General features: G+C 70.3%; 23 protein-coding genes. 18 read left to right on the top strand and 5 right to left on the bottom strand.

Features of this window, described 5'->3' with window-relative positions:
- Positions 1–117 precede the first annotated feature (117 nt).
- From QRX60_RS12945 to QRX60_RS12920, 6 genes are all read left to right on the top strand, one after another.
- A complete protein-coding gene (locus QRX60_RS12945) occupies positions 118–1,728 on the top strand; it encodes an ABC transporter substrate-binding protein (protein ID WP_286001024.1) in 1,611 nt (536 codons plus the stop codon).
- On the top strand, positions 1,725–2,678 hold the full coding sequence (locus QRX60_RS12940; protein ID WP_286001023.1) for an ABC transporter permease: 954 nt from the start codon (positions 1,725–1,727) through the stop codon (positions 2,676–2,678). The genes QRX60_RS12945 and QRX60_RS12940 overlap by 4 nt, the downstream gene beginning before the upstream one ends.
- Positions 2,671–3,486: an ABC transporter permease gene (locus QRX60_RS12935; RefSeq protein WP_286001022.1), complete on the top strand. Its 816-nt coding sequence runs from the start codon at positions 2,671–2,673 to the stop codon at positions 3,484–3,486. Before QRX60_RS12940 ends, QRX60_RS12935 begins: the two co-directional genes overlap by 8 nt.
- Positions 3,483–5,033 carry an ABC transporter ATP-binding protein gene (locus QRX60_RS12930; protein ID WP_286001021.1) on the top strand — a complete coding sequence of 517 codons (1,551 nt, stop codon included), beginning with the start codon at positions 3,483–3,485 and terminating at the stop codon, positions 5,031–5,033. The genes QRX60_RS12935 and QRX60_RS12930 overlap by 4 nt, the downstream gene beginning before the upstream one ends.
- A gap of 69 nt (positions 5,034–5,102) precedes the next feature.
- Positions 5,103–5,996, top strand: coding sequence for a glycosyl hydrolase family 18 protein (locus QRX60_RS12925; protein ID WP_286001020.1), 894 nt, complete (start codon positions 5,103–5,105; stop codon positions 5,994–5,996).
- A 16-nt stretch (positions 5,997–6,012) separates the two neighbouring features.
- Positions 6,013–7,119, top strand: coding sequence for a glycosyltransferase (locus tag QRX60_RS12920; protein WP_286001019.1), 1,107 nt, complete (start codon positions 6,013–6,015; stop codon positions 7,117–7,119).
- A 24-nt stretch (positions 7,120–7,143) separates the two neighbouring features.
- Here QRX60_RS12920 and QRX60_RS12915 read toward each other — a convergent pair whose 3' ends face one another.
- Positions 7,144–9,015, bottom strand: coding sequence for an FAD/NAD(P)-binding protein (locus QRX60_RS12915; protein WP_286001018.1), 1,872 nt, complete (start codon positions 9,013–9,015; stop codon positions 7,144–7,146).
- A gap of 134 nt (positions 9,016–9,149) precedes the next feature.
- On the opposite strand from QRX60_RS12915, the gene QRX60_RS12910 reads away from it, so the two are divergent.
- From QRX60_RS12910 to QRX60_RS12895, 4 genes are all read left to right on the top strand, one after another.
- On the top strand, positions 9,150–9,491 hold the full coding sequence (locus QRX60_RS12910) for a hypothetical protein (protein WP_286001017.1): 342 nt from the start codon (positions 9,150–9,152) through the stop codon (positions 9,489–9,491).
- Positions 9,492–9,572: 81 nt separating this feature from the next.
- Positions 9,573–10,718 carry an LLM class flavin-dependent oxidoreductase gene (locus QRX60_RS12905; protein ID WP_286001016.1) on the top strand — a complete coding sequence of 382 codons (1,146 nt, stop codon included), beginning with the start codon at positions 9,573–9,575 and terminating at the stop codon, positions 10,716–10,718.
- Between the two features lie 323 nt (positions 10,719–11,041).
- Positions 11,042–12,301: an MFS transporter gene (locus QRX60_RS12900; protein ID WP_286001015.1), complete on the top strand. Its 1,260-nt coding sequence runs from the start codon at positions 11,042–11,044 to the stop codon at positions 12,299–12,301.
- A 381-nt stretch (positions 12,302–12,682) separates the two neighbouring features.
- Positions 12,683–13,789 carry a GGDEF domain-containing protein gene (locus tag QRX60_RS12895; RefSeq protein ID WP_286003575.1) on the top strand — a complete coding sequence of 369 codons (1,107 nt, stop codon included), beginning with the start codon at positions 12,683–12,685 and terminating at the stop codon, positions 13,787–13,789.
- 6 nt (positions 13,790–13,795) lie between these two features.
- Here QRX60_RS12895 and QRX60_RS12890 read toward each other — a convergent pair whose 3' ends face one another.
- The gene (locus QRX60_RS12890) at positions 13,796–14,440 is read right to left on the bottom strand and encodes a TetR/AcrR family transcriptional regulator (protein ID WP_286001014.1); all 645 of its coding nucleotides are present in this window, start codon (positions 14,438–14,440) and stop codon (positions 13,796–13,798) included.
- Positions 14,441–14,528: 88 nt separating this feature from the next.
- Between QRX60_RS12890 and QRX60_RS12885 the strand changes: the two genes are divergently transcribed.
- On the top strand, positions 14,529–15,752 hold the full coding sequence (locus QRX60_RS12885) for an alpha/beta fold hydrolase (protein WP_286001013.1): 1,224 nt from the start codon (positions 14,529–14,531) through the stop codon (positions 15,750–15,752).
- A 70-nt stretch (positions 15,753–15,822) separates the two neighbouring features.
- Here the strand turns inward: QRX60_RS12885 and QRX60_RS12880 are convergent, their stop codons facing one another.
- Positions 15,823–16,233 (bottom strand): DUF3151 domain-containing protein, encoded by a 411-nt coding sequence (locus tag QRX60_RS12880; RefSeq protein ID WP_286001012.1) that lies wholly within the window; start codon positions 16,231–16,233, stop codon positions 15,823–15,825.
- A gap of 230 nt (positions 16,234–16,463) precedes the next feature.
- Here QRX60_RS12880 and QRX60_RS12875 point away from each other — a divergent pair, with 230 nt between their 5' ends.
- Positions 16,464–17,663, top strand: a complete 1,200-nt coding sequence (locus QRX60_RS12875; RefSeq protein ID WP_286001011.1) for a hypothetical protein — start codon at positions 16,464–16,466, stop codon at positions 17,661–17,663.
- Between the two features lie 353 nt (positions 17,664–18,016).
- Complete coding sequence (locus QRX60_RS12870) at positions 18,017–18,739, top strand: HIRAN domain-containing protein (RefSeq protein WP_286001010.1); 723 nt, start codon at positions 18,017–18,019, stop codon at positions 18,737–18,739.
- 48 nt (positions 18,740–18,787) lie between these two features.
- Here the strand turns inward: QRX60_RS12870 and fbaA are convergent, their stop codons facing one another.
- Together fbaA and QRX60_RS12860 are read right to left on the bottom strand one after the other, a co-directional pair.
- The gene (gene fbaA, locus QRX60_RS12865; RefSeq protein WP_286001009.1) at positions 18,788–19,819 is read right to left on the bottom strand and encodes a class II fructose-bisphosphate aldolase; all 1,032 of its coding nucleotides are present in this window, start codon (positions 19,817–19,819) and stop codon (positions 18,788–18,790) included.
- Positions 19,820–19,973: 154 nt separating this feature from the next.
- Positions 19,974–20,795 (bottom strand): LLM class F420-dependent oxidoreductase, encoded by an 822-nt coding sequence (locus QRX60_RS12860; protein ID WP_286001008.1) that lies wholly within the window; start codon positions 20,793–20,795, stop codon positions 19,974–19,976.
- Between the two features lie 63 nt (positions 20,796–20,858).
- Between QRX60_RS12860 and QRX60_RS12855 the strand changes: the two genes are divergently transcribed.
- The 5 genes from QRX60_RS12855 to QRX60_RS12835 all read left to right on the top strand — a co-directional run bounded on the left by QRX60_RS12855 (position 20,859) and on the right by QRX60_RS12835 (position 25,701).
- Positions 20,859–21,764, top strand: coding sequence for an aldo/keto reductase (locus QRX60_RS12855; RefSeq protein ID WP_286001007.1), 906 nt, complete (start codon positions 20,859–20,861; stop codon positions 21,762–21,764).
- 130 nt (positions 21,765–21,894) lie between these two features.
- Positions 21,895–22,809 (top strand): SDR family oxidoreductase, encoded by a 915-nt coding sequence (locus QRX60_RS12850; protein ID WP_286001006.1) that lies wholly within the window; start codon positions 21,895–21,897, stop codon positions 22,807–22,809.
- A 10-nt stretch (positions 22,810–22,819) separates the two neighbouring features.
- Positions 22,820–23,293 (top strand): pyridoxamine 5'-phosphate oxidase family protein, encoded by a 474-nt coding sequence (locus QRX60_RS12845; RefSeq protein WP_286001005.1) that lies wholly within the window; start codon positions 22,820–22,822, stop codon positions 23,291–23,293.
- Between the two features lie 81 nt (positions 23,294–23,374).
- Complete coding sequence (locus QRX60_RS12840; RefSeq protein WP_286001004.1) at positions 23,375–24,847, top strand: flavin-containing monooxygenase; 1,473 nt, start codon at positions 23,375–23,377, stop codon at positions 24,845–24,847.
- Positions 24,844–25,701: a metal-dependent hydrolase gene (locus QRX60_RS12835; RefSeq protein WP_286001003.1), complete on the top strand. Its 858-nt coding sequence runs from the start codon at positions 24,844–24,846 to the stop codon at positions 25,699–25,701. Before QRX60_RS12840 ends, QRX60_RS12835 begins: the two co-directional genes overlap by 4 nt.
- The last annotated feature ends 15 nt before the right edge of the window (positions 25,702–25,716 follow it).

Below are 25,716 nucleotides of genomic sequence, written 5' to 3'. Positions count from 1 at the left end.
GGCGGATTCGTTGCGGTGCCAGGGTTTGGGACTCCGGTTCAGCTTGTGGGACGGCCTTCAGCGCGTGGTTAGCGTCGCTCATCGAAGACGCAACCGCTCCCCGCTGGAGGCCGTCCGGTGTACCCCCTTTCCCGCGCCCGCAACGCCGCGGCCCTGCTCGCCCTGCCCGTCCTGCTGACCGCCTGCTCCGCCGCCGGCACCGAACAAGCCGCCGACGCCGGCCCGCCGAAGCCCGGCGGCACGCTCAGGCTCGGCATCTCGTCCGCGCCCGACTGCATCGACCCGCAGCAGACCGCGACGAACGCCTCCATCAACGTCGCGCGCCAGCTGGTCGACTCGCTCACCGACCAGGACCCGAAGACCGGCGAGATCAAGCCGTGGCTGGCCGAGAAGTGGGAGATCAACGCCGACTCGACGGCGTTCACCTTCCACCTGCGTCCCGGCGCGACGTTCTCCGACGGCAGCCCGGTCGACGCCGCCGCGGTGAAGACGAGCTTCGACGGCATCAAAGCTCTCGGCACGAAAGCCCAGCTCGGCTACGGCTACCTCGCCGCGTACAAGACGTCGACGGTCGTCGACCCGCGGACCGTACGGATCGAGTTCTCCTCGCCCAGCGCCCAGTTCCTGCAGGCCAGCTCGACGATGTCGCTCGGCGTCCTCGCGCCGGCGGCGTTCAAGAAGACGCCGGAGCAGCGCTGCCAGGGCACCGGCCTGATCGGCTCCGGGCCGTTCGTCTTCGAAAGCCTGAAGCAGAACCAGGAGATCGTCCTGGCCAAGCGCAAGGGCTACGCGTGGGGCTCGTCGCTGTTCAAGCACCAGGGCGAGGCCTACCTCGACAAGATCGACTACAAGATCGTGCCGGAGCCCGGCGTCCGCACCGGCAGCCTCGCGTCCGGCCAGCTCGACGCGGCCACCGACATCCAGCCGGTCGACGAGCCGCAGTTCAAGGGCAACGGCTTCAGCGAGAACATCCGGCCCAACCCCGGCGTCGTGTTCAACCTGCACGCCAACACCACCCGCGGCGTGCTCACCGACGAGAAGGTGCGCCAGGCCGTGCTCAAGGGCGTCGACCGCACCGAGGTCGTGAACACCGTGCTGACGGCCAGCTACCAGCCCGCCACCAGCATCCTCGGCTCGGCGACACCGCTCTACGACGACCTCTCGCAGCAGCTCGCCTACGACCAGAAGGGCGCGGCCGCGCTGCTCGACGGCGACGGCTGGGCGCCCGGGCCCGACGGGATCCGCGTCAAGAACGGGCAGAAGCTGAGCGCGTCCGTCGTGTTCTCGCCGGTGTTCAACCAGAACCGCAGCGTGCTGGAGCTGGTCCAGCAGCAGCTGCGCAAGATCGGCTTCGACCTGCGGATCGAGCAGCACACCACCGCCGAGACCACGCAGATCCAGCTCAGCGGGAACTACGACTTCCTCTGGTACAACGTGACCCGCGCCGACCCGGACATCCTGCGCGGCCAGTTCTCCACCAAGGCCGGCAACCGCAGCAAGCTGACGCCGGGCAACCCGCTCGACGTCGCCCTCGACACCCAGTCGTCCACTGTGGACAACGCCAAGCGCAAGCCGTCGGCCGACGAGGTGCAGAAGCTGATCGTCGACCACGCCTACGCCGTCCCGGTGTTCGAGCTGACCCAGGTCGTCGCGCTGAGCTCGCAGGCGCACGCCGTCGACTTCGAGGCGTCGTCGCGGCTGCAGCTCTTCGACGCGTGGCTGTCGTGAGGCGCTACCTCCTCCGCCGCGTCGGGCAGGCGGTGTTCGTGCTCTGGGCGGCGTTCACGCTGTCGTTCCTGATCCTTTACCTGCTGCCGGGCGACGCCGTTTCGGCGAAGCTCGCCAGCGGGGAGGCAGGTTCCTCGGCGACCCCCGAGCAGCTCGCCGCCGCCCGCGCGGAGTACGGCCTCGACTCGGCCCTGCCGGTCCAGTACCTGAAACGGCTGGTCTCGGCGCTGCACGGCGACTTCGGCCGCAGCGTCGCGACCGGCGACGACGCGACGCACATGGTCGTCACGGCGTTGCCGCCGACGCTCGCGGTGACCGGTCTGGCGCTGCTGTTCGCGGTGGTGTTCGGTGGCGGCTCGGCGTTCCTCGGCACGTTCACGCGGTTCCGCTGGCTGCGGCAGGCGCTGCTCTCCCTGCCGTCACTGGCGATCTCGCTGCCCCCGTTCTGGGTCGGGCTGCTGCTGATCCAGTTCTTCTCGTTCCGGCTGCGGCTGCTGCCGGCGCTGGGCACGCAGGGCTTCGAGACGAGCATCCTGCCCGCGATCACCCTCGCGCTGCCGACCGGCGCGATCATCGGGCAGGTGCTGGCCAAGAGCCTCGCGACGCAGCAGGCGGAGCCGTACGCGGAGATCGCGGCGGCCAAGGGCGCGAGCCGTTGGCGAGTCCACTTCGGACACCTCCTGCGCAACGCCGCCGTGCCGACGCTGACCGTCGCCGGCGTGGTGGCGGGCAACCTCGTCGCGGGGTCGGTGATCACCGAGACGGCGTTCTCCCGCGACGGCGTCGGCCGGATCACCGCGGCCGCCGTCACCGCGCAGGACGTCCCGGTGGTGCAGGCGGTGATCGTGCTGGCCGCGCTGGTGTTCGTGGTGCTCAACCTGATCGTCGACCTGCTCTACCCGCTGCTCGACCCGCGCATCGCGCGGACCCCGGAGGTGGCCCGTGGTTGACCTCGCCACCCCGGTCGTCCGCCGCCCGGGACTCACGATCGCGGTCGCGGTCCTGGCGTTCGTGCTGCTCGCGGCCTTCGTACCGACGCTGCTGACCGGGTACGACCCGATCACCGGCGTCCCGGCCGAACGGCTTCAAGGCCCGTCGCTGCACCACCTGTTCGGCACCGACGAAACCGGCCGGGACGTCTACGCGCGCGTGATCCACGGCGCGTCGCTCTCGCTGCGGGCGACCGCGATCGCCGTGCTCGTGGCACTCGTCGCGGGCTCGGCGCTCGGCCTGCTGGCCGGGTTCCGCGGCGGCTGGGCGGACACCGCGATCATGCGGGTCGTCGACGTTTTCCTGGCCATTCCGCCGATCCTGCTGTCGCTGGCCCTGGTCACGGCGCTGGGCTTCGGCACGACGAACGTCGCGATCGCCGTCGGCATCGCGAACCTGGCGTCCTTCGCGCGAGTCATGCGCGCGGAGGTGCTTCGCGTGCGAAACGGCGTGTTCGTCGAAGCGGCGCGCGCGAGCGGAGTGCGCTGGTCCGGCGTGCTGCTGCGGCACGTGCTGCCGAACGCAGTGGGCCCGGTGCTCGCCCTGGCGACACTCACCCTCGGCACGGCCGTGCTCGAGGTGTCGGCATTGAGCTTCCTCGGCTTCGGCGCGACGCCGCCGACGCCGGAGTGGGGCTCGCTCGTCGCGGGCGGGCGCAGCTTCCTGGCCACGGCCTGGTGGATGACGACGTTCCCGGGGCTGACGGTCGCGGCGGTGGTCCTCGCCGCGAACCGGCTGTCCCGCGCGCTGGACGGAGGAGACCGATGACCCTGCTGCGGATTTCGGACCTGACCGTGTCGTACCGGAAGGTCCCGGCCGTCCGTGACGTCGGCCTGGACATCGACGCGGGCGAGGTGGTCGCCATCGTCGGAGAATCGGGCTCGGGCAAGTCGACCACGGCGCACGCGGCCATCGGCCTGCTGCCCCGCGGCGGCCGCGTCGACGGCGGCTCGATCACCTTCGCCGGCCGCGACCTGCTTTCCCTGTCGGACAAGCAGTGGCGTGGCGTGCGCGGCCGCGAGATCGCGCTGGTGCCGCAGGACCCGGCGGTGTCGCTGAATCCCGTGCACCGGATCGGCGACCAGGTCGCGGAGGTGCTGAAGATCCACGGGCTCGCGGACCGGCGGACCGCCTCGGCGCAAGCGATCGAACTGCTCGAACGCGCGGGTGTCCCTGACCCGTCGCGCAGGGCGCGGCAGTACCCGCACCAGCTGTCGGGCGGGCTCCGGCAGCGCGTGCTGATCGCGTCGGCGCTGGCCGGGCGGCCGAAGCTGATCATCGCGGACGAGCCGACGTCGGCGCTGGACGTCACGGTGCAGCGCCGGATCCTCGACCACCTGACGTCGCTGGCCGCCGAGTCGGGCACGGCGATCCTGCTGATCACGCACGACCTCGGCGTCGCGGCTGACCGCGCATCGCGGATCGTGGTGCTCTCGCAGGGCTCGGTGGTCGAAGAGGGTTCGTCGGTCGTCAGCGCGCCCACGCACCCGTATACGCAGCAGCTGCTCGCGGCGGCGCCGAGCATGACCAGCGCGTCACGCCCGCCCGCCCCGGCCGCCGAGCCGCTGGTTTCCGTCCGGGACCTCGCGAAGACGTTCGACGGCGGAATCCGCGCGGTCGACGGGATCTCGTTCGACATCCCGCGCGGCCAGACCCTGGCGCTGGTGGGCGAGTCGGGCTCGGGCAAGTCGACGACGGCCCGCATGGTGCTCCGGCTGGAGACGCCGTCGGCGGGTTCGGTGGAGTTCGACGGCCAGGACATCACGACGTTGTCCGGCGCCGAACTGCGCAGGCTGCGGCGACGGATGCAGGTCGTCTACCAGAACCCGTATGCGTCGCTGAACCCGAAGTTCTCCATCGAGGACGTCGTCGCGGAGCCGTTGCGGGCGTTCGGTCTTCCGCGCACCCGGGTCCCGGAGCTGCTGGAGCAGGTCGCGCTGCCTTCGTCGGTGGCGCGCCGGAAGCCGGCCGAGCTGTCGGGCGGCCAGCGCCAGCGGGTGGCGATCGCGCGCGCGTTGGCGCTGCGGCCGGACCTGGTGGTGTGCGACGAGCCGGTGTCCGCGCTGGACGTCTCGGTGCAGGCCCAGATCCTGCGGCTGCTGGCCGACCTGCAATCGGAACTGGGACTGTCGTACCTGTTCATCTCGCACGACCTGGCGGTGGTGCGGCAGTTGGCGGACCAGGTCGGCGTGATGCGCGAGGGCGCGCTGGTGGAGCTGGGCCCGGCCACGCAGGTGCTGGAGGCACCTCAAGCCGAGTACACGAAGGAGCTGCTGGCGGCGATCCCCGGGCGTTCGGTGCAGGAGGTCAGCTGAGACAGGAAACCGGACAAGTTCGACGGTGGGTGTTTCCCCAACCACTCACCGCCACTTATGGTCTGGACCATGCGGAGGATCGGCGTGGCCTTCGTGGCCTTGGTGCTGATGATTTCGGGTGCGGTGCCGGCTTCGGCCGCCGCCGGGCGCAGGGTTGTCGTCTACTACCAGACCATCTACAACGGCTCCACCTACGTCTCGCCGCTGCCTCTGCGCGACGCCGGGGCCACGGACGTCGTCGTCGGGGCCATCCACCTCGACGCCAACAGCGTCGTGCACCTCAACGACGATCCGCCCGACGCCGCGAAGTTCACGCGGATGTGGCAGGACCTCGCGACCCTGCGCAGCCAGGGTGTGCACGTCCTCGCCTTCGTCGGCGGGGCGGCCGCGGGCAGCTTCCAGCGGCTCGAAACCCAGTTCGACACCTACTACCCGCTGCTGCGGAACCTCATCCGGACGTACTCGCTCTCCGGCATCGACCTCGACGTCGAAGAGCACATGTCCAACGCCGCGCTCAACAAGCTGATCGACGCCCTGCGCGCCGACTTCGGCAGCTCGTTCCTGGTGACGTTGGCTCCGGTCGCGACCGAACTCAGCGGCGGCGGCGGGCTCTCGGGCCTCGACTACGACACGCTCTACCGCGACCGCGGCAGCCAGATCTCCTGGTTCAACACGCAGTTCTACTGTGGCTGGGGCTCGCTGAGCAGCACCTCCGGCTACGACGGCATCATCCAGCGCGGAGTCGTGCCGGCGAGCAAGGTCGTCGCCGGGACCGTGACCAACCCCGCGAACTGCAGCGGCTATGTCGCCATGTCGACACTTCAGTCGACCGTGCGGAGTCTCATCGGCAAGTACGCGGACTTCGGCGGGATCGACGGCTGGGAGTACTTCAACTCCCTGCCCGGCGGGACGTCGGCCCCGCAGCAGTGGGCGCAGCAAATCGCTCCGGTCGTGAAGGGCTGACCGGTACGCTCGGGCGGTGCGGATCCTCTTCACGTGCCGCCCGGCGTACGGCCACCTGTTTCCCTTGCTGCCCTTGGCGAACGCGGCCGCGGCAGCGGGTCACGAGGTCGTCTTCGGCACCGGCGAAGCGTTCGTGCCCCAGGTGCGTGACCTCGGTTTCGAGGTCCACCGCGCCGGGATCGGCATCGGCGAGGCGGAGGCCGAAGCCCAGAAGCGGCACGGTGCGGACGCCGGTTTCCTCGACGTCGGCATCACCATGTTCGCCGAGCTGCTGCCGCACTCGCTGCTCGGCGACCTGACGCCGCTGCTCCCCGAACTGCGTCCCGACCTGGTCGTCTACGACATGAGCGACGTCGGCGCCGGGGTGGCGGCGCGGCGGGCGGGCATCCCGGCCGTCTCGGTCGTGATCGGGCGGTCGATGCCGCCGGAGATCCTGGCCGTGGCCGCCGAACGGCTGCGGCCGCTCTGGGGCGAGCTCCCGGCGGACGCGCTCTTCGGCGACGCCTGCGTCGACGTCTGGCCCGACAGCGTCCGCGACCCGGGCACCGCGTCCGTGCCGACGGTGTTCCGGATGCGCCCGACGCCGTTCGACCCCGACGTCCCGCTGCCGCCGCTCCCGGAAGACGGCTTCGTCTACCTGACGCTGGGCACGGTGGTCTTCGGCGCGACGGACGTCCTGCGCGGCGCGATCCGCGCGCTGTCCCGCCTGGACGTGGACGTGCTGGTGGCGCTCGGCCCCGGCGACCCGTCGGCGTTGGGCGAGCTGCCGGCTCGCGTCCAGGTGGCCGGGTTCGTGCCGCAGGCGGAGGTCTTGAAGCACGCGGGCCTGGTGGTGCACCACGGCGGCACGGGCACGGTGCTGGCGTCACTCGCGGCCGGGCTGCCGCAGCTGATCCTGCCGCAGGGCGCCGACCAGTTCGCGAACGCGGAAACGCTCTCGGCACTCGGCGCGGCGAAGTCCCTGGTCGGCGACGCGATCCGGATACCCGCGATCGAGGCAGCGGCCCGCGACCTGCTCACCGACCCGAAACCCCGCGACACCGCCCGGGGCATCGCGGCCGAGATCGCGAAAATGCCCCCACCCGAGCAAGTCCTCGCCGAGGTGGTCGCCTGGGCCTCGTGAGTGGTTAGGGCGGTTAGAACCGCCCTAACCACTCACGAGGGCCAGGATCTCGCGCGCGACGGCGTCGTTCTGGCGGAAGCTCGACGCGTTCGTCCGGGGCCGGGTGAACGCCGCCGCCGAGCGGGCGCTCGTGTGCGGGCCCACGGCGAAGCGGTGCGGGTGCGGGCGGCCGGTGCCGTCGAGCAGGCGGGAGTCCGACACGCGCGTGTGGATCCGGCCCGACGGCAGCAACGCGCCCGTCACCGGGTCCGCGACCGTCTCCTCGGCCAGCTCGCCCGCGTCGCGCAGCTGCTGGAGCAGGCCGTCCGCCGCCCGCGTGACGCTCGGGCCAGGCAGCCGCGCTTCGACCAGCGTGCGCGCCGAAACCGTTCCGGGATAGCTCGCGCTGGACGCGACGAACGCGTCGCGCTCCGCCGTCACCCGCATGTCCGCGCCGGCGAAGGAAACCACGCCGACCTGGTGCAGGGCCAGCAGCTCCTCCAGCCGGCGCGGCGGCGGCCCGCTGGCGTAGTACGAGAAGAACCCGTGGAACCAGCCGTCCATATCGGACACTTGCGAAGAGGCGTCGAGCCGTCCTTTTTGGACGAGCACCGGCAGCTGGCCGTACACCGAGAGCAACGCCATGAACGCACCCAGGTCGGCGCTGAACTCCTGGTCCGCCCGGCGCGCGAGGTCGGCTTCGACGTACTCCCGCAGCTCCTTGCCGAACTCCTCCGCCGAGCCGAACGCGCGGCCCGCCATCGGCCGGTCGAGCCGGTCGAGGTCGAGGCGGTCGGCCTCGGCGGGCACCGCCCGCGCGATGAGGTCCCGCATGCCCGGCGAATCCCAGGGCAGGTCGGCGAAGGTGTCCGCGAACACGACGAAGTCCATCCGCACGCGGTCGGGGTGCCCGGTGAACAGCTCGCTGTAGTAGCCCCAGGCCAGCTCCTTCGCGATCAGCGGCCAGACGTCCGCGCGGAAGTCGAGCGCCTCCCCGGGAAGGTCGTCCATGGCGTAGGCGTCGAAGAACCTGGGCAGCCGCAACGGTTTCCCGCGCAGCCGGTAGCCGATCTTCGCGTGGTAGGGCACCCCGCGCCGCGAGCCGACGTGCAGCACCGGCTCGGCACCGCTCGGGTGGTAGCGCAGGCCGCCGCACGGCAGGTCCTCGAACCGGCCGCCGCGCCCCTCGGTCAGCAGCAGCATCAGGTCGACGAACGCCAGGCCGAACCCGCGCACCAGCACGGTTTCGCCCGGCGCGATGCCGGAGTAGTCGACGTCGGCGGTGTAGCCGGCCGGGTAGTAGGCGAGCCCGTGCCGCGCGGCGAACGTCACGAGCTCGCGCTCCCGTTCGTCCGGTTCGGCGTCGAGGTGCCCGACGGTGAAGACGACGGCGTCCGCCGCGACGGTCGTACCGTCGGACAGGCTGACCGTAGGACCGTCGACCCCGACGGCTCGCGCCGCATGCTCGACGACGTCGATGCCCTCGGGCAGGTCGCCGAGGATCTTGCGGTACACCCAGGTCAGGTAGGCGCTCTGCAGCCGCCGGGTCGGGAAGTCGAAGCTGTCGAGCGCGGTCAGCTCGGCGACGACGTCGGGCGGCACTTCGGCGTCGAGGGCGCCGTCACGGACCTTCCGCGCCCACTCCAGCAGCGTCGGCCCCGGCCGCACCGGCCCCGCCATCTTCACCGAGTCGTCGGTGAACATCGTGACGTCCTCGGGCATGGAGTTCATCCGCAGCAGCGGCGACTGGTCGTAGCGCCACACGCGGCCGGGTCCCGGCGGGAACGGGTCGATCAGGTGCACTTCGAGCCGGCGGTCGCGCCGCAGCTCGGCGTTCGCGCCGAGCCGCTCGAGGACGCCGACCCCCCGGGGTCCGGCGCCCACGACGGCGAGGGTGAACGGCGCGCGCTCGGCCATGCAGCCGAAGCTACGCCGGGGCTCCCGACCAGGGCGTCCTTCCCATACTCCGGAATTCCGGGAATAAAACCAAACACTCCGGCGACCGGCGCCGAATCCCCGGGGCACACCGGCTGAAGGAGCGGATTTGTCCCTTGACCACACAGGCGCCCGGGCCTTCGCAGCGGCACCACGACCGCGAAGACGTGACGGATGAGATCGGCCCGCCGCATCGCGTCCACACCGCGCAGGACGTGGTCGGCACCCTGCTCAGGGGCAACTGGGCGATCTTCGCGCACGAGTGGGCCGATCCGGACGGGATCGACCCGAAGCACTGGCGGGACGTCGTCGAGGCGGCGTCGGAGGCGGCCGGGGTCGACGTCGAGTTCGTGGTCGTCCCGCGCCGGTCCCTGACCGTCGTGTTCAACCGGGCGAGCCCGCCCACCTTCGAGCAGGTCCGCGCGTCGATCGAGGTGATCGAAAAGTACCGGCGCTAGTTCCACCCTGCGGACTCCGTTGCCGCATGCCTCGCGCCAGGCGTAGCCCTGGGAGTACCGACGCGAGGGATGGAGGACGGAATGCCGGTGGAGTTCCTGGGCATCGGAGGCACGCACGACGGGTCGGAGACGCACGCCCGCTCGGGCGGGGTGTTCGACAAGGAGTACACGCTGCGCCTGGCCCGCGCGCACGAGGACTTCGGCTGGGACCGGGTGCTGTTCGCCTACGGTTCCGGCTCACCCGACCCCGCGCAGGCGGCCGCGTACGTCGCCACGAAGCTCGACAAGCTGCAGATCCTGCTCGCGCACCGCCCGAACGTCTCGTACCCGACCTTCGCGGCGAAGACGTTCGCGACGCTCGACCAGATCTCCGACGGCCGTCTCACGGTGCACTTCATCACCGGCGGCAACGACCACGAGCAGCAGCGCGAAGGCGACCACCTCACGAAGGACGAGCGCTACGGGCGCACGCGCGAAGCCATCCAGATCATCAAGAAGGCCTGGACCTCGGACGAGCCCTTCGACTTCGAGGGCGAGTACTACCGCTTCAAGGACTACGTCAGCGACGTCAAGCCGGTGCAGAAGCCTCGGCCGGGCGTCTCCTTCGGCGGCTCTTCGCCCGCCGCGTACGCCGCCGGAGGCGCCGAAGCGGACATCTACTGCCTCTGGGGCGAGCCGCTGGCCCAGACCGCGGAGCAGATCGAGTCGGTGAGGGCCGCGGCGCTGGCGGCCGGCCGCACGGACGTGCCGCGGATCCAGGTCGCGTTCCGCCCGATCATCGCGCCGACCGAGGAGCTGGCCTGGGAAAAGGCGTACGCGACGGTCGGGGCGATCAAGGACCGGACGAAGGGTGGCCAACCGCTGACCCGGCGGCACAAGCTGACCGAGCCCGAGAACACGGGCTCCCAGCGGCTGCTGGCGGTGGCGGCCCGGGGCGAGCGGTTCGACCGCGCGCTGTGGACCCCGACGGCGGCCGCGACCGGCGGCGCGGGCAACTCGAACGCGCTGGTCGGCACGCCGGAGACGGTCGCGCAGGCGCTGCTGGACTACTACGACCTCGGCGTCGAGATCCTGTCGGCGCGGGGCTACGACATGCTCGGCGACACGATCGACTTCGGCCGGTACGTCATCCCGATCGTGCGGGAAGAGGTGGCCAAGCGGGACGCGGAGCGTGCGTCGGAGGTGGTGCGAGCGCCCGCGGAGGACGCCCTGGCCGTCGACGGCTGACCCCGGCCACCTGCGCGAACCGAGTAGCCACCTCGCGAACGCGAGGTGGCTACTTTTGCCTCTGGTCCTCCGGCCATCGGGTGCGGAATGATCCATTGGTGACTCCTGGGCGACCGGCCAGACACTGCGGGCTATCGTCTGACCCGTTCAGGAAAGCTCCGTGACACCTTCGATACCGGCGAAAGAACCTAGAGATTTACCAACAGTCACGGGACACTGGCTGAGGGACTCACGTACCGTGACGGCCTCATGACCGACAGGCCTTCTCGTCACCAGCGGTCATGCGACGGGCACGGTCTGCACAAGAGGTCGGGAGAAAGCGCATGGCAGCTCCGCGGGATCGCGTCACGTTCCGCGAGGTGTTCGGAATCGCCGAATTCCGCGCGCTGTGGTTCGGGGAACTGCTGTCGATCGCCGGCGACCAGCTGGCCAGAGTCGCGCTGTCCATCCTCGTCTTCACCGTCACCGGCTCCGCCACGCTGACCGGCCTCACCTACGCGCTGACCTTCGCGCCGTCGCTGCTCGGCGGCATCTTCCTGACCGGCCTCGCCGACCGGTTCTCGCGCCGGACCGTGATGGTCGTCGTCGACCTGGCGCGCGCCGGGCTGATCCTGCTCGTCGCCATCCCGTCGCTGCCGTTCTGGGCGGTCTGCGTCCTGGTCGCCGGCGTCTCGCTGCTGAACCCGCCGTTCAAGGCCGCGCAGCTCGCGCTGCTGCCGCAGATCCTCGAAGGCGACCGGTTCGTCGTCGGCATGGGCGTGCGGAGCATGACCGTGCAGTCGGCGCAGCTGCTCGGCTTCGCCGGCGGCGGTGCGCTGCTGCTGGCGCTCGACCCGCACGTCGCCCTGGTGGTCGACGCGGCCACGTTCCTGCTCTCCGCCGGCTTCGTCCGGTTCGGCGTGCGGGCCCGGCCGCCCGCCGCGAACGCCGAAAAGCGGAAGCCGTTCTTCGCCATGATCGGCACCGGCAGCCGGGTGGCGTTCGCCAACCCCGCGCTGCGGGCGCTCGTGCTGTTCACCTGGCTGATGGGCCTGCTGCCGGTCTACGAGGGGATCGCCGCGCCCTACGTCTCGTCGGCGGGCGGCGGGCCCGAGCTCGTCGGGCTCCTGCTCGCGGCCGACCCGGTGGGCAGCGTCATCGGCACGTTCGTCTTCACGCGGTGGGTGTCCGCCGAAGCCCGGCCAAAGCTGATCGGGCCGCTGTCGGCGCTGTGCGCGGTGCCCATGCTGGCCGGCTTCGCGCAGCCGAACCCGTGGGTGTCGATCATCCTGTTCGTCCTGTCCGGCGCGTTCGGTTCGGTCGCGCTGCTGCAGGCGACGGCCTCGCTGACGCTCGCGGTGCCGGACGAGAACCGCGCTCAGACGATGGGCCTGTCCAACACGGGCTTGACGACGATGCTCGGCATCAGCCCGCTCATCGGCGGCGTGCTGACGGACCTCGTCGGGGCGCAGACGACCGTCGGAATCTTCGGTGTTGCCGGATTGATACTCACGCTGCCGCTCGCGCTCGCGTGGCACCGCTCGATGAACGCGGACCGGGACGCCCGTGTGGACGACGAAGCCCCGCGCGCCGAACACGCCTGAATCACGTGCTCCACGCGCGGGTGTACTAGACCTCGCGACCTTGCGGTGCGCCCTGCTACTGGTCTCTGGTTCGCATCGCTGGTCACCCTTCATCCGGCGTCAGGAAAAAGGTACACACCGAAAGCCCTTGTGGACAGGAGGCAAACGGGCTGAAACTGTCCGTGAGTGGGTTGTCACCGCGCTACAGCGCAAGAGCTTGGGGGAAAAATGGTCACATTGGGGGAACGATCTGGACAAGGCCTGATTCTTGGTGTTGCCGACTGGGCGCTGTGGCGGCGTCCGCCACGCTGGATCGCGCTCACCCTGACCGCCATCACCGCGGCGGTGGCGTGGGCGGTCACCGCCGCCTTCACGACTCCGGCCTCAGTCGACCACTACGGCATGTTCGCGCTGCTGCTGGCGCTCGCCGTCGCGCAGAACGAAATCAGCCGCCGCATCGAGCGGGCCCGCCGCAGCCTGAGTGAAAGCTCCCACGTCAACATGACGTCGGTCTGGCTGATCCCGGCCGGGTTGCTGCTGCCCGCGCAGCTGGTCGCCCTGCTGAGCGTGTCGCTCTACGTCAACATGGCGCTGCGGAGCTGGTCGGGCACCCGCCCCGGGCAGCCGCACCGCGTCGCGGCCAACGCGACCACCGCCAGCCTGTCCGCGTGCACGGCCGGGCTCGCGATGCTCGTCTCACCGCAGATCAGCGTGCCGGCCGTGTGCCTCGCGGTGGCCATCTACTTCGTCGTCAACGCCCTCCTCACCAGCCTCGGCCTGTACCTGGCCAACCAGGCGAACGCCACCGTGGAGGGCTGCCTGGGGAACATGGACGACAACCTGCTGGAGCTGGCGACCCTGTGCGTCGGCGGGTTGCTGGTCATGGTGCTCACCGACGAGCCGCTGCTGTCGGTGCTGGTCATCCTGCCGCTGTACGTGCTGCAGCGGTCCATGCTGATCAAGCGGCTCGAGGAGTTGGCCACCACCGACCAGAAGACGCAGCTGCTCAACGCCACCACCTGGCAGGACGGCGCACAACGGGAGATCTCGCGCGCCGAGCGGGACAACGGCAGCTTCGGCGCCATGATGATCGACCTCGACCACTTCAAGCGGATCAACGACACCTACGGGCACCTCGCGGGGGACGACGTGCTCAAGGCTGTGGCCGCGGTGGTCAAGCAGGAGACCCGGGCGCACGACCTGGTCGGTCGGTTCGGCGGCGAGGAGTTCGTCGCGCTGCTGCCCGCGACCTCCAAAGAGGACGCGATCGTCACGGCGGAGCGGATCCGGCAACGGGTCAGCGAGCTGGTCATCAGCACGAAGACCAACGAAGGCGCCGCCGTCGACATCGAACGGCAGACGGCGTCCATCGGCGTCGCCGCCTACCCCCTCGATGGGTCGTCGATCGAGGAAGTGATGGCGTCCGCCGACGCAGCCGTGTACGCGGCCAAGCACGGCGGGCGCAACCGGGTGGTGGGGTCCGTCGAAGTGGCGCTGGCCGCCGCTTAGCTGCCCTTACCGCAGCCGGTCGATGACGTCGCTCGCCTTCGTCTGGAGGCGGGCGACGCCGCCGACCGTGAATTCGGTGAGCAGGTCGATCAGGGCTTCCTCGTCCGGCGGCTCGCCGTCCCAGGTCGCCTGCACCAGTGACTCCGTCATCGCGAAGAAGAGCGTGACGAGCGCGCGGTCGGCGCGGCCGGAGTCGATGCCGTGCGCGGCCCACCGCTTGCGGCTGGCGTCGGCGTAGACCACGGCCAGCCTCTCCCTCAACCGGGTGAGAGCGGGGTCGCCCACGCGCTCGGCCGCGCGGAGCACGCCGTAGGCCTCGGGGCTGTCGGCGACGAAGGTGACCATGTTGGCATAGTTGGCGCGTGCCCAGGCCCGCAGGCCGGGCTGCGGGTCGGTCACCGACGGCCCCGCGATCGCGGCGAACGCGCGCTCCTCGGTTTCGGCCACGACCTCGGCGAACAGTGTCGCGCGGTCGCCGAACTGCTCGTAGACGGCTTGGCGCGAGACGCCGGCTTCGCGCGCGATCTGCTCGATCGTCGCGCCCTGCATCCCGTGCTGCGCGACGACCCTCGCCGTCGCCTGCAGCACGCGGGCGCGCTGCTCCCCGACCGGGAGCTTGCGCGGCCGCCCGCGCGGAGCCGGGCTTGACATGGTGGTCCACCTCACGTGATTCTTTTTCCGACACCTCTGTCTAAAAAGGTGTTCCCCACGCACTAGTCCTGCTCAACGAGGAGCAAGCATGCGTATCTTCCCTCGCCGCGCCCTCTCCGCGGCGGTCGCCACGATTTCCGTTCTGGTTCTGGCGACGCTCGGCCCACCGCAGGCCTCCGCCGCGTCCTTCTACGATCCGCCGTCCCCCTTGCCGGCAGGCAGCAACGGTGACGTCATCCGGCACGAGGCGTCGACGTTCTACATCGACCCGGTCAAGCTGCTCGAGGCCGACGCCGGCGTGCAGCGGATCATGTACCGCAGCACCGACACGCACGGTTCGCCGATCGCGGTCACCGGCACGGTGCTGACCCCGCGTTCCACCTGGCACGGCGCCGGCGTGCGCCCGATCGTCTCCTACGCCGTCGGCACGCAGGGCGAAGGCGACGACTGCGCGCCGTCGAAAGCGCTGGCCACCGGCTTCGAGTACGAAGGCCCGTTCATCGCCGGGCTGCTGGCGCGGGGCTACGGCGTCGTCGTGACCGACTACGAGGGACTCGGCACGCCGGGCGACCACACGTACATCAACCGCGCGTCGGAAGGGCACGCGGTGCTCGACGCGATCCGCGCGGCGCAGCGGCTGCAGGAGGCGGGGCTGCCGGACGACGGCCCGGTCGCGATCGCGGGCTACTCCCAGGGCGGCGGCGCGTCGGCCGCGGCGGCGGAGCTGCAGCCGAGCTACGCGCCCGAACTGAAGCTGAAGGGCGCGTACGCGGGCGCGGTGCCGGCGGACCTCGGCGAGGTCGCCAAGAACCTCGACGGCCACTACGCGGTCGGTTTTCTCGGCTTCGCGCTGGTGAGCATGAACTACGCGTACCCGGAGCTGAACATCCCGGCGCTGCTCAACGCCCGCGGCAAGCAGCTGTTCGAGCAGGTCCGGACCGAGTGCACGGTGGAGGCGATCGCCGCGCACGCGTTCACGCAGTCGTCGACGCTGACGAACGACGGCCGCTCGCTCGTCGCGTACCTCGGTGAAGAGCCGTACCGGTCACGGGTGGCCGAGCAGAAGATCGGGGCGCTGAAGCCGGCGGCGCCGGTGCTGATCGTCCACAGCGCCCTCGACGACGTCGTGCCCTACGCGCAGGACCGGACGCTGGGCCGGACGTGGTGCGGCAAGGGCGTGAAGGTGCAGTTCAGCACGACGCTGGTGCCCACGCACGTGCTCGCCGCGGTGCGGGCGTACCCGGAGGCGTTCGCCTGGCTCGAGGCCCGCTTCGCGGGTCTCCCGGCCTTCTCCAACTGCGGCCTGTTCTGAGGCCTGCCAAAGCCGTGAATGGCACATTGAGGGACTTGAAGTCCCTCAATGTGCCATTCACGGACCTGGGTCACTTCAGGCCGGTGGCTTCCGCGGCGGCCGGGTCGGAGTCGGCGAGGAACGTCCGGCAGCGGTCGTACTCCTCGGTCTCGCCGATCTTCCCGGCGGCCTTGCCCAGCACGGCGAGGGCGCGCAGGAACCCCTGGTTCGGGCGGTGCGCCCACGGCACCGGACCGAAGCCCTTCCAGCCGGCGCGGCGCAGCTGGTCGAGACCCCGGTGGTAGCCGGTGCGGGCGTACGCGTACGCGGCGACGGTCTCGCCCGCGTCCAGGGCCTTCTCGGCCAGCGAAGCCCACGCCTCGCTGTAGTCGGGGTGTTCGGCCGCGACGGCGGCCGGGTCGTTCCCGGCGTCGAGCGCGGCCTGGGCGGCGGTGTGCTCGGGCAGCAGCGTCGGCTCGGGGCCGAGCAGGTTGTGCGTCATGACCCCATTCTGCCCACGCGCCCGGATCAGAAGAACAGGCCCGCGAGAACCCCGCCGCCGGCCAGCACCAGAGCGCCGATCAGGACGGCGGCCACAACTCGTTTCGGCATCATGGCGGCACACCCTGCCAAGCCGCGCCGGGCGAAAGCAAGTCGTCCACCCGTAGGGGTGAACCCGGGTTTTTCGTGGTCTTTGCGCGCTCGTGACCATGACCGGCCATGATGTCCCGCATGGCCAAGGCAGTCGACGTCCCGGTGGACGTGATCCCGCGCAGCCCGATCGGCAAGACACGGCTGTTCTTCACGCGGCACTGGCACCGTGGCGCCCCCGGGCAGCCGACTCCGGACTGGGTGCTCCGGTTCTGCTACGGGATGTGGCTGACGGCGTTCGGGTTCAAGCTGCTCGGCTCGTCGTGGGACATGTCGTGGCACTTCATGTGGCTGCGCGACGACCTGGCGCCGCCGCACCTGATCAACACCGTCGGCACGGTGATCATCGTCGTGCTGGTGGCGATCCACAGCTACACGGGCCTGGGCGCCGACAAGAAGGCGCTGCGGCTGATGCAGATCGGGCTGCTGACGTTCCTGGTCGCGGCGCCGCTGGACGTCATCAACCACCGCGTCAACGGCCTCGACCTGACCGCGTGGAGCCCGTCGCACATGATGCTCTACCTGGGCACGGGCATCATGCAGGCGGGCGTGCTGCTGGGCTGGCTGAAGTACGCGCCGCCGGGCCGGTTCCGGACCGGCGTGCTGCTCGGGCTGTGGGCGTTCTTCCTGGAGAACACGTTCTTCCCGAACGGCCAGCAGGAGTACGGCATCCTCGGCCTGCGCGCGTGGGAGCGCGGGGCACCGGAGGCGGAGCCGTCGCTGCTGGACTTCGCGGCCAACCAGATCGGGCACCCGGTCGACCGGGCCGCGGTCATGCACTTCACGATGCCGATCCCGGAGTGGGTGTACCCGCTGTGGGGCATCGGCGTGATGGCGCTGATCCTGGTCCTGGCGCGCAAGACGCTGGGTTTCCGCTGGTCGGCTTCGGCGGTGGCCCTGGCGTACATCGCCTACCGCGGCGTGATGTGGCCGCTGCTGCTCGGGATGGGCTTCCCGGTCTCGACGATCCCGTTCTACCTGCTGGCGGTGGGTCTCGCCGTGGACCTGGCGTTCGCGATCGGCCGCGGTCATGGGCTGTTGACGGCGGGCGCGGGGGCGTTGCTCGTGACGGCCTTCGGGTACGGGGCGCTGTGGGTGCAGTCACAGTTCCGGCCGTGGGTGCTGGGTGACGCGCACACGGAGTCGGCCCCACCGGTGGCGTACTGGACGGCTTTGGTGGTGCTGGGCGGGGTGTTCGTCCTGTGGGCGGCCGCGGGTCCGGCGACCCGGCGATGGACCGCCCGGCGGCAGGTCGAGGCAGGGGCACCCGGCGTCGGATGAGGACCTCACCCGGCCATCCGCGCTCAGGACGTGCGCTCCGGCTCGGCACGATCGGAGCCGGCCACCGCCGCTTTCCGTAACACCGAGCCGGATGACGACGACTCCGAGGCACGCGTGATCCACCTGCGCCGAACTCGGAGGATGAGGACATGTGGCCCTTCTCACGGAGGAACAAGGCGCCGCAGCCCCAGAGCACGCCGGCCGCTGCGGCACCCCCTCGGCAACCGATCTCCGTCGGGGCCCGGCCTCCCGGCGGTCAACCGCCGAGCCCCGGCCGGACGCACCTCGAGCTCGTCCCCCTCTCGGACGACGGACGGCTCGCCGTTGCCGGGGAGAGTCACTACCAGGACGCCTTGCGCCTCGTCGCCGGCGGAAAAGCCTTCGGCACGAACTTCGAAGAACACTTTCCCGCGACGGCAGTACTGGTACCCGAGCCGGAGAACCCTTGGGACGGGAACGCCGTGCGGGTCGACGTCCTGCTGGGCGACCGCCCGCTCAAGGTCGGCTACCTGTCCAGCACCTGGGCGGAGGAGTACCAGCCTGAACTGCTGAAACTCCGCGCCGAGGGCGCGCTGGGCACCTGCCCGGCACGGATCACCGGTGGCGGAGCGAAGTTCTACGGCATCTACCTCCACGTCGCCCGCCCCGACGAGTTGCGCGCCCGCAAAGAACCCGAAGACCCGATCGTCGCGAAGCTGACGGATTCGGACGTGCTCCTCCGGAGCGCCTGGTCGTGCACGGTGACCAAGGAGGAGAACCACCAGGATGTCCTCAGCGGCTTCGCCCCCGCGGGCAAGCAGGAGTACCGGGAGGTCGTGGCGTCGTTGGCGTTCTGCACGATCGAGAGCGGCAAGTACCGGGGCCGGCGAGCCATCGAAGTCCGCCTCGGCGATCGACGCGTCGGCCAGCTCACCTACGCGATGACCGAGAGGTACCGAGCGTTGGTCGAGCGGTTCACCGAACAGAACCTGGTCGTCCGGTGTGAGGCCTACACGACCAGAACCGCCAAGGGTGTCGAGGTGGAGCTGCTGATGCCGCGGGATCCGGGACGCGCGGGCCGGCGGGGCGAGAGGTGACACGACGAAGGGCCGCCACAGCCGTGGCGGCCCTTCGCTCCACCAGACCTACTTGACCTTCGTCCCAGCAGAGCCGAGAGCCTGGCAGGCCTCGACCACGCGCTGGGCCATCCCGGCCTCAGCGGCCTTCAGGTACGACCGCGGGTCGTAGACCTTCTTGTTGCCGACCTCGCCGTCGATCTTCAGGACGCCGTCGTAGTTCTTGAAGAAGTGGTCCACGATCGGGCGCGTGAACGCGTACTGCGTGTCCGTGTCGACGTTCATCTTCACGACGCCGTACGACACCGCCTCGCGGATCTCCTCCGGGAGCGAGCCCGAGCCGCCGTGGAAGACCAGCTCGAACGGCTTGGCGCCGGCGTCCAGGCCGAGCTTCTTCGCCGCCGCCTCCTGGCCGCCCTTCAGGACGTCCGGGCGCAGCTTCACGTTGCCCGGCTTGTACACCCCGTGGACGTTGCCGAACGTCGCCGCCAGCAGGTAGCGGCCCTTTTCGCCGGAACCGAGCGCGTCGATCGTCTTCAGGAAGTCGCCCTCGGCGGTGTACAGCTTCTCGTTGATCTCGGCTTCGACGCCGTCCTCTTCGCCGCCGACGACGCCGATCTCGACCTCGAGGATGATCTTCGCGGCGGCCGTCTTGGCGAGCAGCTCCGTGGCGATTTCGAGGTTCTCGTCGAGGTCGATCGCCGAGCCGTCCCACATGTGGGACTGGAACAGCGGGTTCTGGCCGTTCTTGACGCGCTCGGCCGAGATCTCGATCAGCGGGCGGACGAAGCCGTCCAGCTTGTCCTTCGGGCAGTGGTCGGTGTGCAGCGCGACGTTGACGTCGTACTTCGCCGCCACGACCTGGGCGAACTCCGCGAGCGCGGTCGCGCCGGTCACCATGTCCTTGACCTTCTGGCCCGACGCGAACTCCGCGCCGCCGGTGGAGAACTGGATGATGCCGTCGCTCTCCGCCTCGGCGAACCCGCGGATGGCCGCGTTCACGGTCTCGGACGAGGTCACGTTGATGGCCGGGTAGGCGAACTCGTTCGCCTTGGCCCGGTCGAGCATCTCCGCGTAGACCTCGGGGGTGGCGATGGGCATCGTTACTCCTCCTTGGCACAGGGTGGTCCCGACCGCATCGTACGAGGTGGACCGCCGCCGCACACCGGTCCCCGCACAGAAACTTCTCCGCACGTGGAATCGGTTCAGAAGGCAGTGCGTCCGGCCGCCGGGAACACCGGCGGCCGGACGGGGATCACCGCAGTTCGGAAGCCAGCGCGCGGTAGGCCGGCCACGGGTCCTCGTTGAGCACCTGGACGATCACCTGGTCCGCCCCCGCCTCCAGGTGGGCCGACAGCCCGCGCGCCACCGTCTCCGCGTCGCCGTGCAGCGCCAGCGCGTCGATCAGGCGGTCGCTGCCCTCACCTTCCAGATCGGCGTCCGTGAAGCCGAGTTTCCGCAGGTTGGCGACGTAGTTCGACAGCCCGAGGTAGTACTTGACGGTGTTGCGGCCGATCGCGCGCGCCTCGGTCACGTCGGTCGACAGGACCACCTTGTGCTCCGGGGCCAGCAACTTGCCCGCGCCGAGGATCTCGCGGGTGTCGCGGGTGTGCTCCGGCGTCGTCAGGTACGGGTGGGCGCCCGCGGTGCGGTCGCCTGAGAGCTTGACCACCTTCGGGCCGAGCGCCGCCAGCGCGCGCCCGCCGACCGGGACACCCGCCGCGTCCAGGCCGTCGAGGTAGTCGACGAGAGCCGCGTACGGCTTCTTGTACTCCTTCGTCGCTTCGCGGTGACCCGCACCGACACCCAGCAGGAAGCGGTCCGGGTACTTCCCCGCGATGCGCTCGTACGCCTTCGCGATCGACGCCGGTTCGTCCTGCCAGATGTTCACGATCCCGGTCGCGATGACCAGCGAGTCCGTCGCCGCGAGCAGGTCGTCCACGGACGCGAGGTCGCCGCCGGGCGAGCCGCCCAGCCAGATCGCCCCGTAGCCGAGCTTCTCCGCCTCCGCCGCGAACTTCGCGTCGACGTTGCCGTGGTACCGCCAGATTCCGAGCTTGCCCAGTTCGATAGCCATGGAACACTCCAACGCGCGGGACGGCGATTTTCCTCCCGGGATCGGCGAACTAACGTCGGAGTCATGACCAAGCTGGGCAACACCGACCTCGACGTGTACGGACTCAACCTCGGCGGCAACGTCTTCGGCTGGACGGCGGACGAGCCGCAGTCCTTCGCCGTGCTCGACGTCTACACCGCGGCCGGCGGCAACTTCGTGGACTCCGCCGACCTCTACGGCGGGGGCGGCGGCTCCGAGGAGATCCTGGGCAACTGGCTCGCCGCGCGCGGCAACCGCGACGACGTCGTCGTCGCGACCAAGGTCGGCATGTGGGAGGGCAGGCCGGGCCTGTCCGCGAAGAACATCCAGGCCGCGGCCGAGGACTCGCTGCGCCGCCTCAAGACCGACCACATCGACCTCTACTACGCCCACCGCGACGACCCGGACACCCCGCTCGAGGAGACCCTGACGGCGTTCGACGCGCTGGTCCGCGCGGGCAAGGTCCGCCACCTCGGCGCGTCCAACTACAGCGCCGAGCGGCTCGCCGAAGCACTGTCCATTTCGGACAAGAACGGCCTCGCGCGGTACGCCGTGCTGCAGCCGCACTACAACCTCGTCGAGCGGGACTACGAGCGCGACCTCGCCCCGCTCGTCGCGCGCGAAGGCCTCGCCACGCTGCCGTACTTCGCCCTCGCGAAGGGTTTTCTCACCGGCAAGTACCGCACGAAGGGCGCCGAAAGCGGCAGCCCGCGCGCCGCCCGCGCGGAGTCCTATTTGGACGCCCATGGCGAGCGTGTGCTGGCCAAGCTCGACGAAGTGGCGGCAGCGCACGACGTCTCGGTCGCCACGGTCTCGCTCGCCTGGCTGCGGCAGCAGCCGACGGTCGCCGCGCCGATCGCCAGCGCCCGGACACCCGAGCAGCTCACCGACCTGATCGCGTCAGTGAGCCTCGAGCTGACTACCGAAGAAGTAGCGTCACTTTCCCTATGAAAGATGCGTCGCGAGGCCCTGACGACGCATCTTTCTCAGGGAAAGTGACACCTACTTCTGGGTAGCTTACTGCGGGTAAGGTGAGGTACGGTGCCCTCCAGAAGCGACGTGCGACGTCCAGGAGGGCACCGTGGCCAACCCGTTTTCGCTGCTCAGCGGCACCAAGAAGGTCGACGGCAAGGTCGTCCTGATCACCGGCGCGGCCCGCGGCATCGGGGCCGGACTGGCCGAACGCCTCGCCGCGCGCGGCGCGAAGGTCGCCCTCGTCGGCCTCGAAGCCGAAGAGCAGCAGAAGGTCGCCGACCGCATCGGGCCGAACGCACGCGCCTGGGAAGCCGACGTCACGAACTGGGACGCCCTGGAAGCCGCCACCGCTGGCGTCGTAGAGCACTTCGGCGGGATCGACATCGTCATCGCCAACGCCGGCATCGCGACCGCGGGCTTCGTCCGCTCGGTCGACCGGGCCGCGTTCGAGAAGGTCATCGAGGTCGACCTGCTCGGCGTCTGGCGGACGTTCCGCGTCACGCTCCCGCACGTCATCGAGCGCAAGGGCTACCTGCTGGCCATCTCGAGCCTCGCCGCGATCACGCACGCGCCGGGCATGGCGAACTACGCCGCCGCCAAGGCCGGCGTCGAGGCGTTCTCCAACAGCCTCCGCGCCGAGGTCGCCCACCTGGGCGTCAAGGTCGGCGTCGCGCACCCGACGTGGATCCGCACCGACCTCGTCGAGAGCGCCGACGCGCACCCGGTGTTCGGCAAGCTCCGCTCGTCGATGCCCGGCCTGATCGGCAAGACCTACCCGCTGGACGTCGCCCTGGACGACCTCGAAGCGGGCATCCTCAAGCGCGCCCGGACCATCCACGTGCCGCGCTGGGTCGGCGGGCTCAAGCTGCTCCGCGCGTTCCTCCCGCCGATCATCGAAATCGGCTCCCGCAGCCGGGTACCTTCGGCGGACAAGGCCGCGCTGGCCGACATCGAGGCGCGCGGCGCGTTCGAGTCGGCGGTCACCGGGCACGGCGGCCGCGCGGCGACGACCAAGTCCTAAGGAGCCGCGGATGTCGCGTCGGGACCAGATCCGGATGACCGAGGACGAGGTGCGCGCGTACCTCGACGAGCAGAAGGTCATCAACGTCGCCAGCATCGGCCCCAACGGCCGCCCGCACCTCGCGCCGCTCTGGTACTTCCCGCACGAGGACGGCGTCGCGACCTGGACGTACGGCACGTCGCAGAAGGCCAAGAACCTCCGGCGCCTGCCGGAGGCGACCGTGCTCATCGAGGACGGCGACAGCTACGAGAAGCTGCGCGGCATCTCGTTCGAGGCCGACGTCCAGCTCGTCGAGGACACCGCGGAAGTCACCCGGATGGGGATCACGCTCATGCAGCGGTACGCGGGCGCCAAGCCCGGCGACCCCGTGCCGGCCGAGCTGAGCGCCTTCATCGCAGGTCAGGCACCCAAGCGGATCGGGCTGATCTTCCACCCGACGAAGATCGCCAGCTGGGACCACACCAAGCTCGGCGGGGCGTACTAGCCAGTAGGGAGTACTTCCAAGTAACTGTTACTTGAGGTAACGTCATCTGAGCAGCATCCTCGAAGCAGCGGAGGCCGACAGATGACCGAGCGGTTCAAGGTCGTGATCGTGGGCACCGGGTTCTCCGGGCTCGGCCAGGCGATCCAGCTCGAAAAGGCCGGCATCCGGGACTACGTGATCCTGGAGAAGGCCACCGAGGTGGGGGGCACCTGGCGCGACAACTCCTACCCCGGGTGCGCGTGCGACGTGCAGTCGCACATGTACTCGTTCTCGTACGAGCAGAACCCGGGCTGGTCGCGGTCGTTCTCGCCGCAGCCGGAGATCTTCGACTACCTCAAGGGCGTCGCGGACAAGTACCGGCTGCGCGAGAAGATCCGGTTCGGCGTCGAGCTCACCGGCGCCCACTGGGACGAGAAGGAGCGCCGCTGGACGGCGACGACCAAGGACGGCCGCGAGTTCGTCGCGCAGTTCCTCGTCTCCGGCGTTGGCGGCCTGCACATCCCGCAGGTCCCCGAGCTGCCCGGGATCAGGAAGTTCAAGGGCCAGACCTGGCACTCCGCGCAGTGGAACCACGAATACGACCTGCGCGGCAAGCGCGTCGCCGTGGTCGGCACCGGCGCCAGCGCCGTCCAGTTCGTCCCGAAGATCGCCCCGGACGTCGCCGAGCTGACGCTGTTCCAGCGGACGCCGCCGTGGATCATGCCGAAGCCCGACCACGCGATGCCGTCGTGGGCGCAGACGCTGTTCAAGCGCGTTCCCGGCACCCAGCGCCTCTACCGCAACGCGCTGTACTGGCTGCTCGAAGCGCGCGCCATCGGCTTCAACGGCCACCCGGCGATCATGAAGGCCGGCGAGCTGATCGCCAAGCGCAACATCGCGAAGGGCATCAAGGACTCCGCGCTGCGCAAGAAGGTCACGCCGGACTACACGATGGGCTGCAAGCGCGTCCTGATCTCCAACGACTACTACCCGGCGCTGAGCCGGCCGAACGTCGACGTGAACACGTCCGGGATCAAGGAGGTCAGGGCGCACTCGGTCGTCGACTCCGCCGGGGTCGAGCACGAGGTCGACGCGATCATCTACGGCACCGGGTTCAAGGTCACCGACGCGCTGGAGTACCTGGACATCACCGGCGTCGACGGCCGCGACCTCGCCAAGGAGTGGGCCGCCGAGGGGATGCGGACGCACAAGGGCATCACCGTCTCCGGCTTCCCGAACCTGTTCTTCCTGCTCGGCCCGAACACCGCGCTGGGCCACAACTCCGTCGTGTTCATGATCGAATCGCAGTCCCGGTACGTCGTCGACGCGATCAAGCTCGCCGACTCCCGCGACGCGGCCGCGATCGACGTCCGGCCCGGGGTGCAGGAGAAGTTCCAGCGGGACATCCAGGACAAGCTGGTCAAGGGCGTCTGGACGCAGGGCGGCTGCAAGAGCTGGTACCTCGACGCGAAGGGCGTGAACCGGACGATCTGGCCCGGCTTCACCTGGCGCTACTGGCTGGAGACGCGGAAGGTGGACCCGGCCGACTACGAGCTCAGCGGACGCGCGTCATGACCCGCGAAGACGAGCAGCTCGTCCTGCGCGCGCGGGACGTGAAGTTCGACTGGTCGGCGTTGCCGATGCACTGGATCCCCGGCGAGCCGCAGGCCACGCACACCATCAACGTCCTGCACCTGGCGCTGCCGGAAGGCGAGCGCTGGTTCGTCGAGGTGTTCAAGCAGGCCGTGCCGCTGATCCGGGACGAGCGGCTCAAGGCGGACGTCCTCGGCTTCATCGGCCAGGAGGCGGTGCACGCCGAGGCGCACGACGGCGCGGCGGCCCACCTCGAAGCCGCGGGGGTGCGCGTGCGGCCGTACACCGCCCAGATGGAGTGGCTGTTCCGCAAGCTGCTCGGCGACCGCGGCCTGACCGGTGCGGCCGCCGAGGAGTGGCTGGTCGAACGGCTCGGGATCGTCGCCGCGATCGAGCACTACACCGCGTTCCTCGGCCAGTGGGTGCTCGACGCGCCCCTGGAGGACGCCGGCGCCGACCCGGTGATGCTCGACCTGCTGCGCTGGCACGGCGCCGAGGAGGTCGAGCACCGGTCGGTCGCGTTCGACCTGTTCATGCACCTCGACGGCCGGTACACGCGGCGGGTGCGCAGCATGGCGGCGGTGACGCCGGTGCTGGCGTGGGTCTTCGCCCGCGGCACGCGGTACCTGATGCGCAACGACCCGACGCGGCCCGGCCGCGCGACGCTGCGGGGCTACCGGCGGGCCGCGAAGCGCGGGTTGCTGCCGACCGGGCGTCAGCTGCTGCGGGAGATCCGGCCGTACTTCCGGAAGACGTACCACCCGACGGAGACCGGGAACACCGAGCAGGCCGTGGCGTACCTGGCGAGCTCACCCGCCGCCCGGGCGGCCGGGTGACCCTCGGCCGGCCGG

The organism is Amycolatopsis mongoliensis (assembly GCF_030285665.1).
Classification (GTDB): Bacteria; Actinomycetota; Actinomycetes; order Mycobacteriales; family Pseudonocardiaceae; genus Amycolatopsis; species Amycolatopsis mongoliensis.
This window is presented reverse-complemented; position numbering and strand designations above follow the sequence as displayed.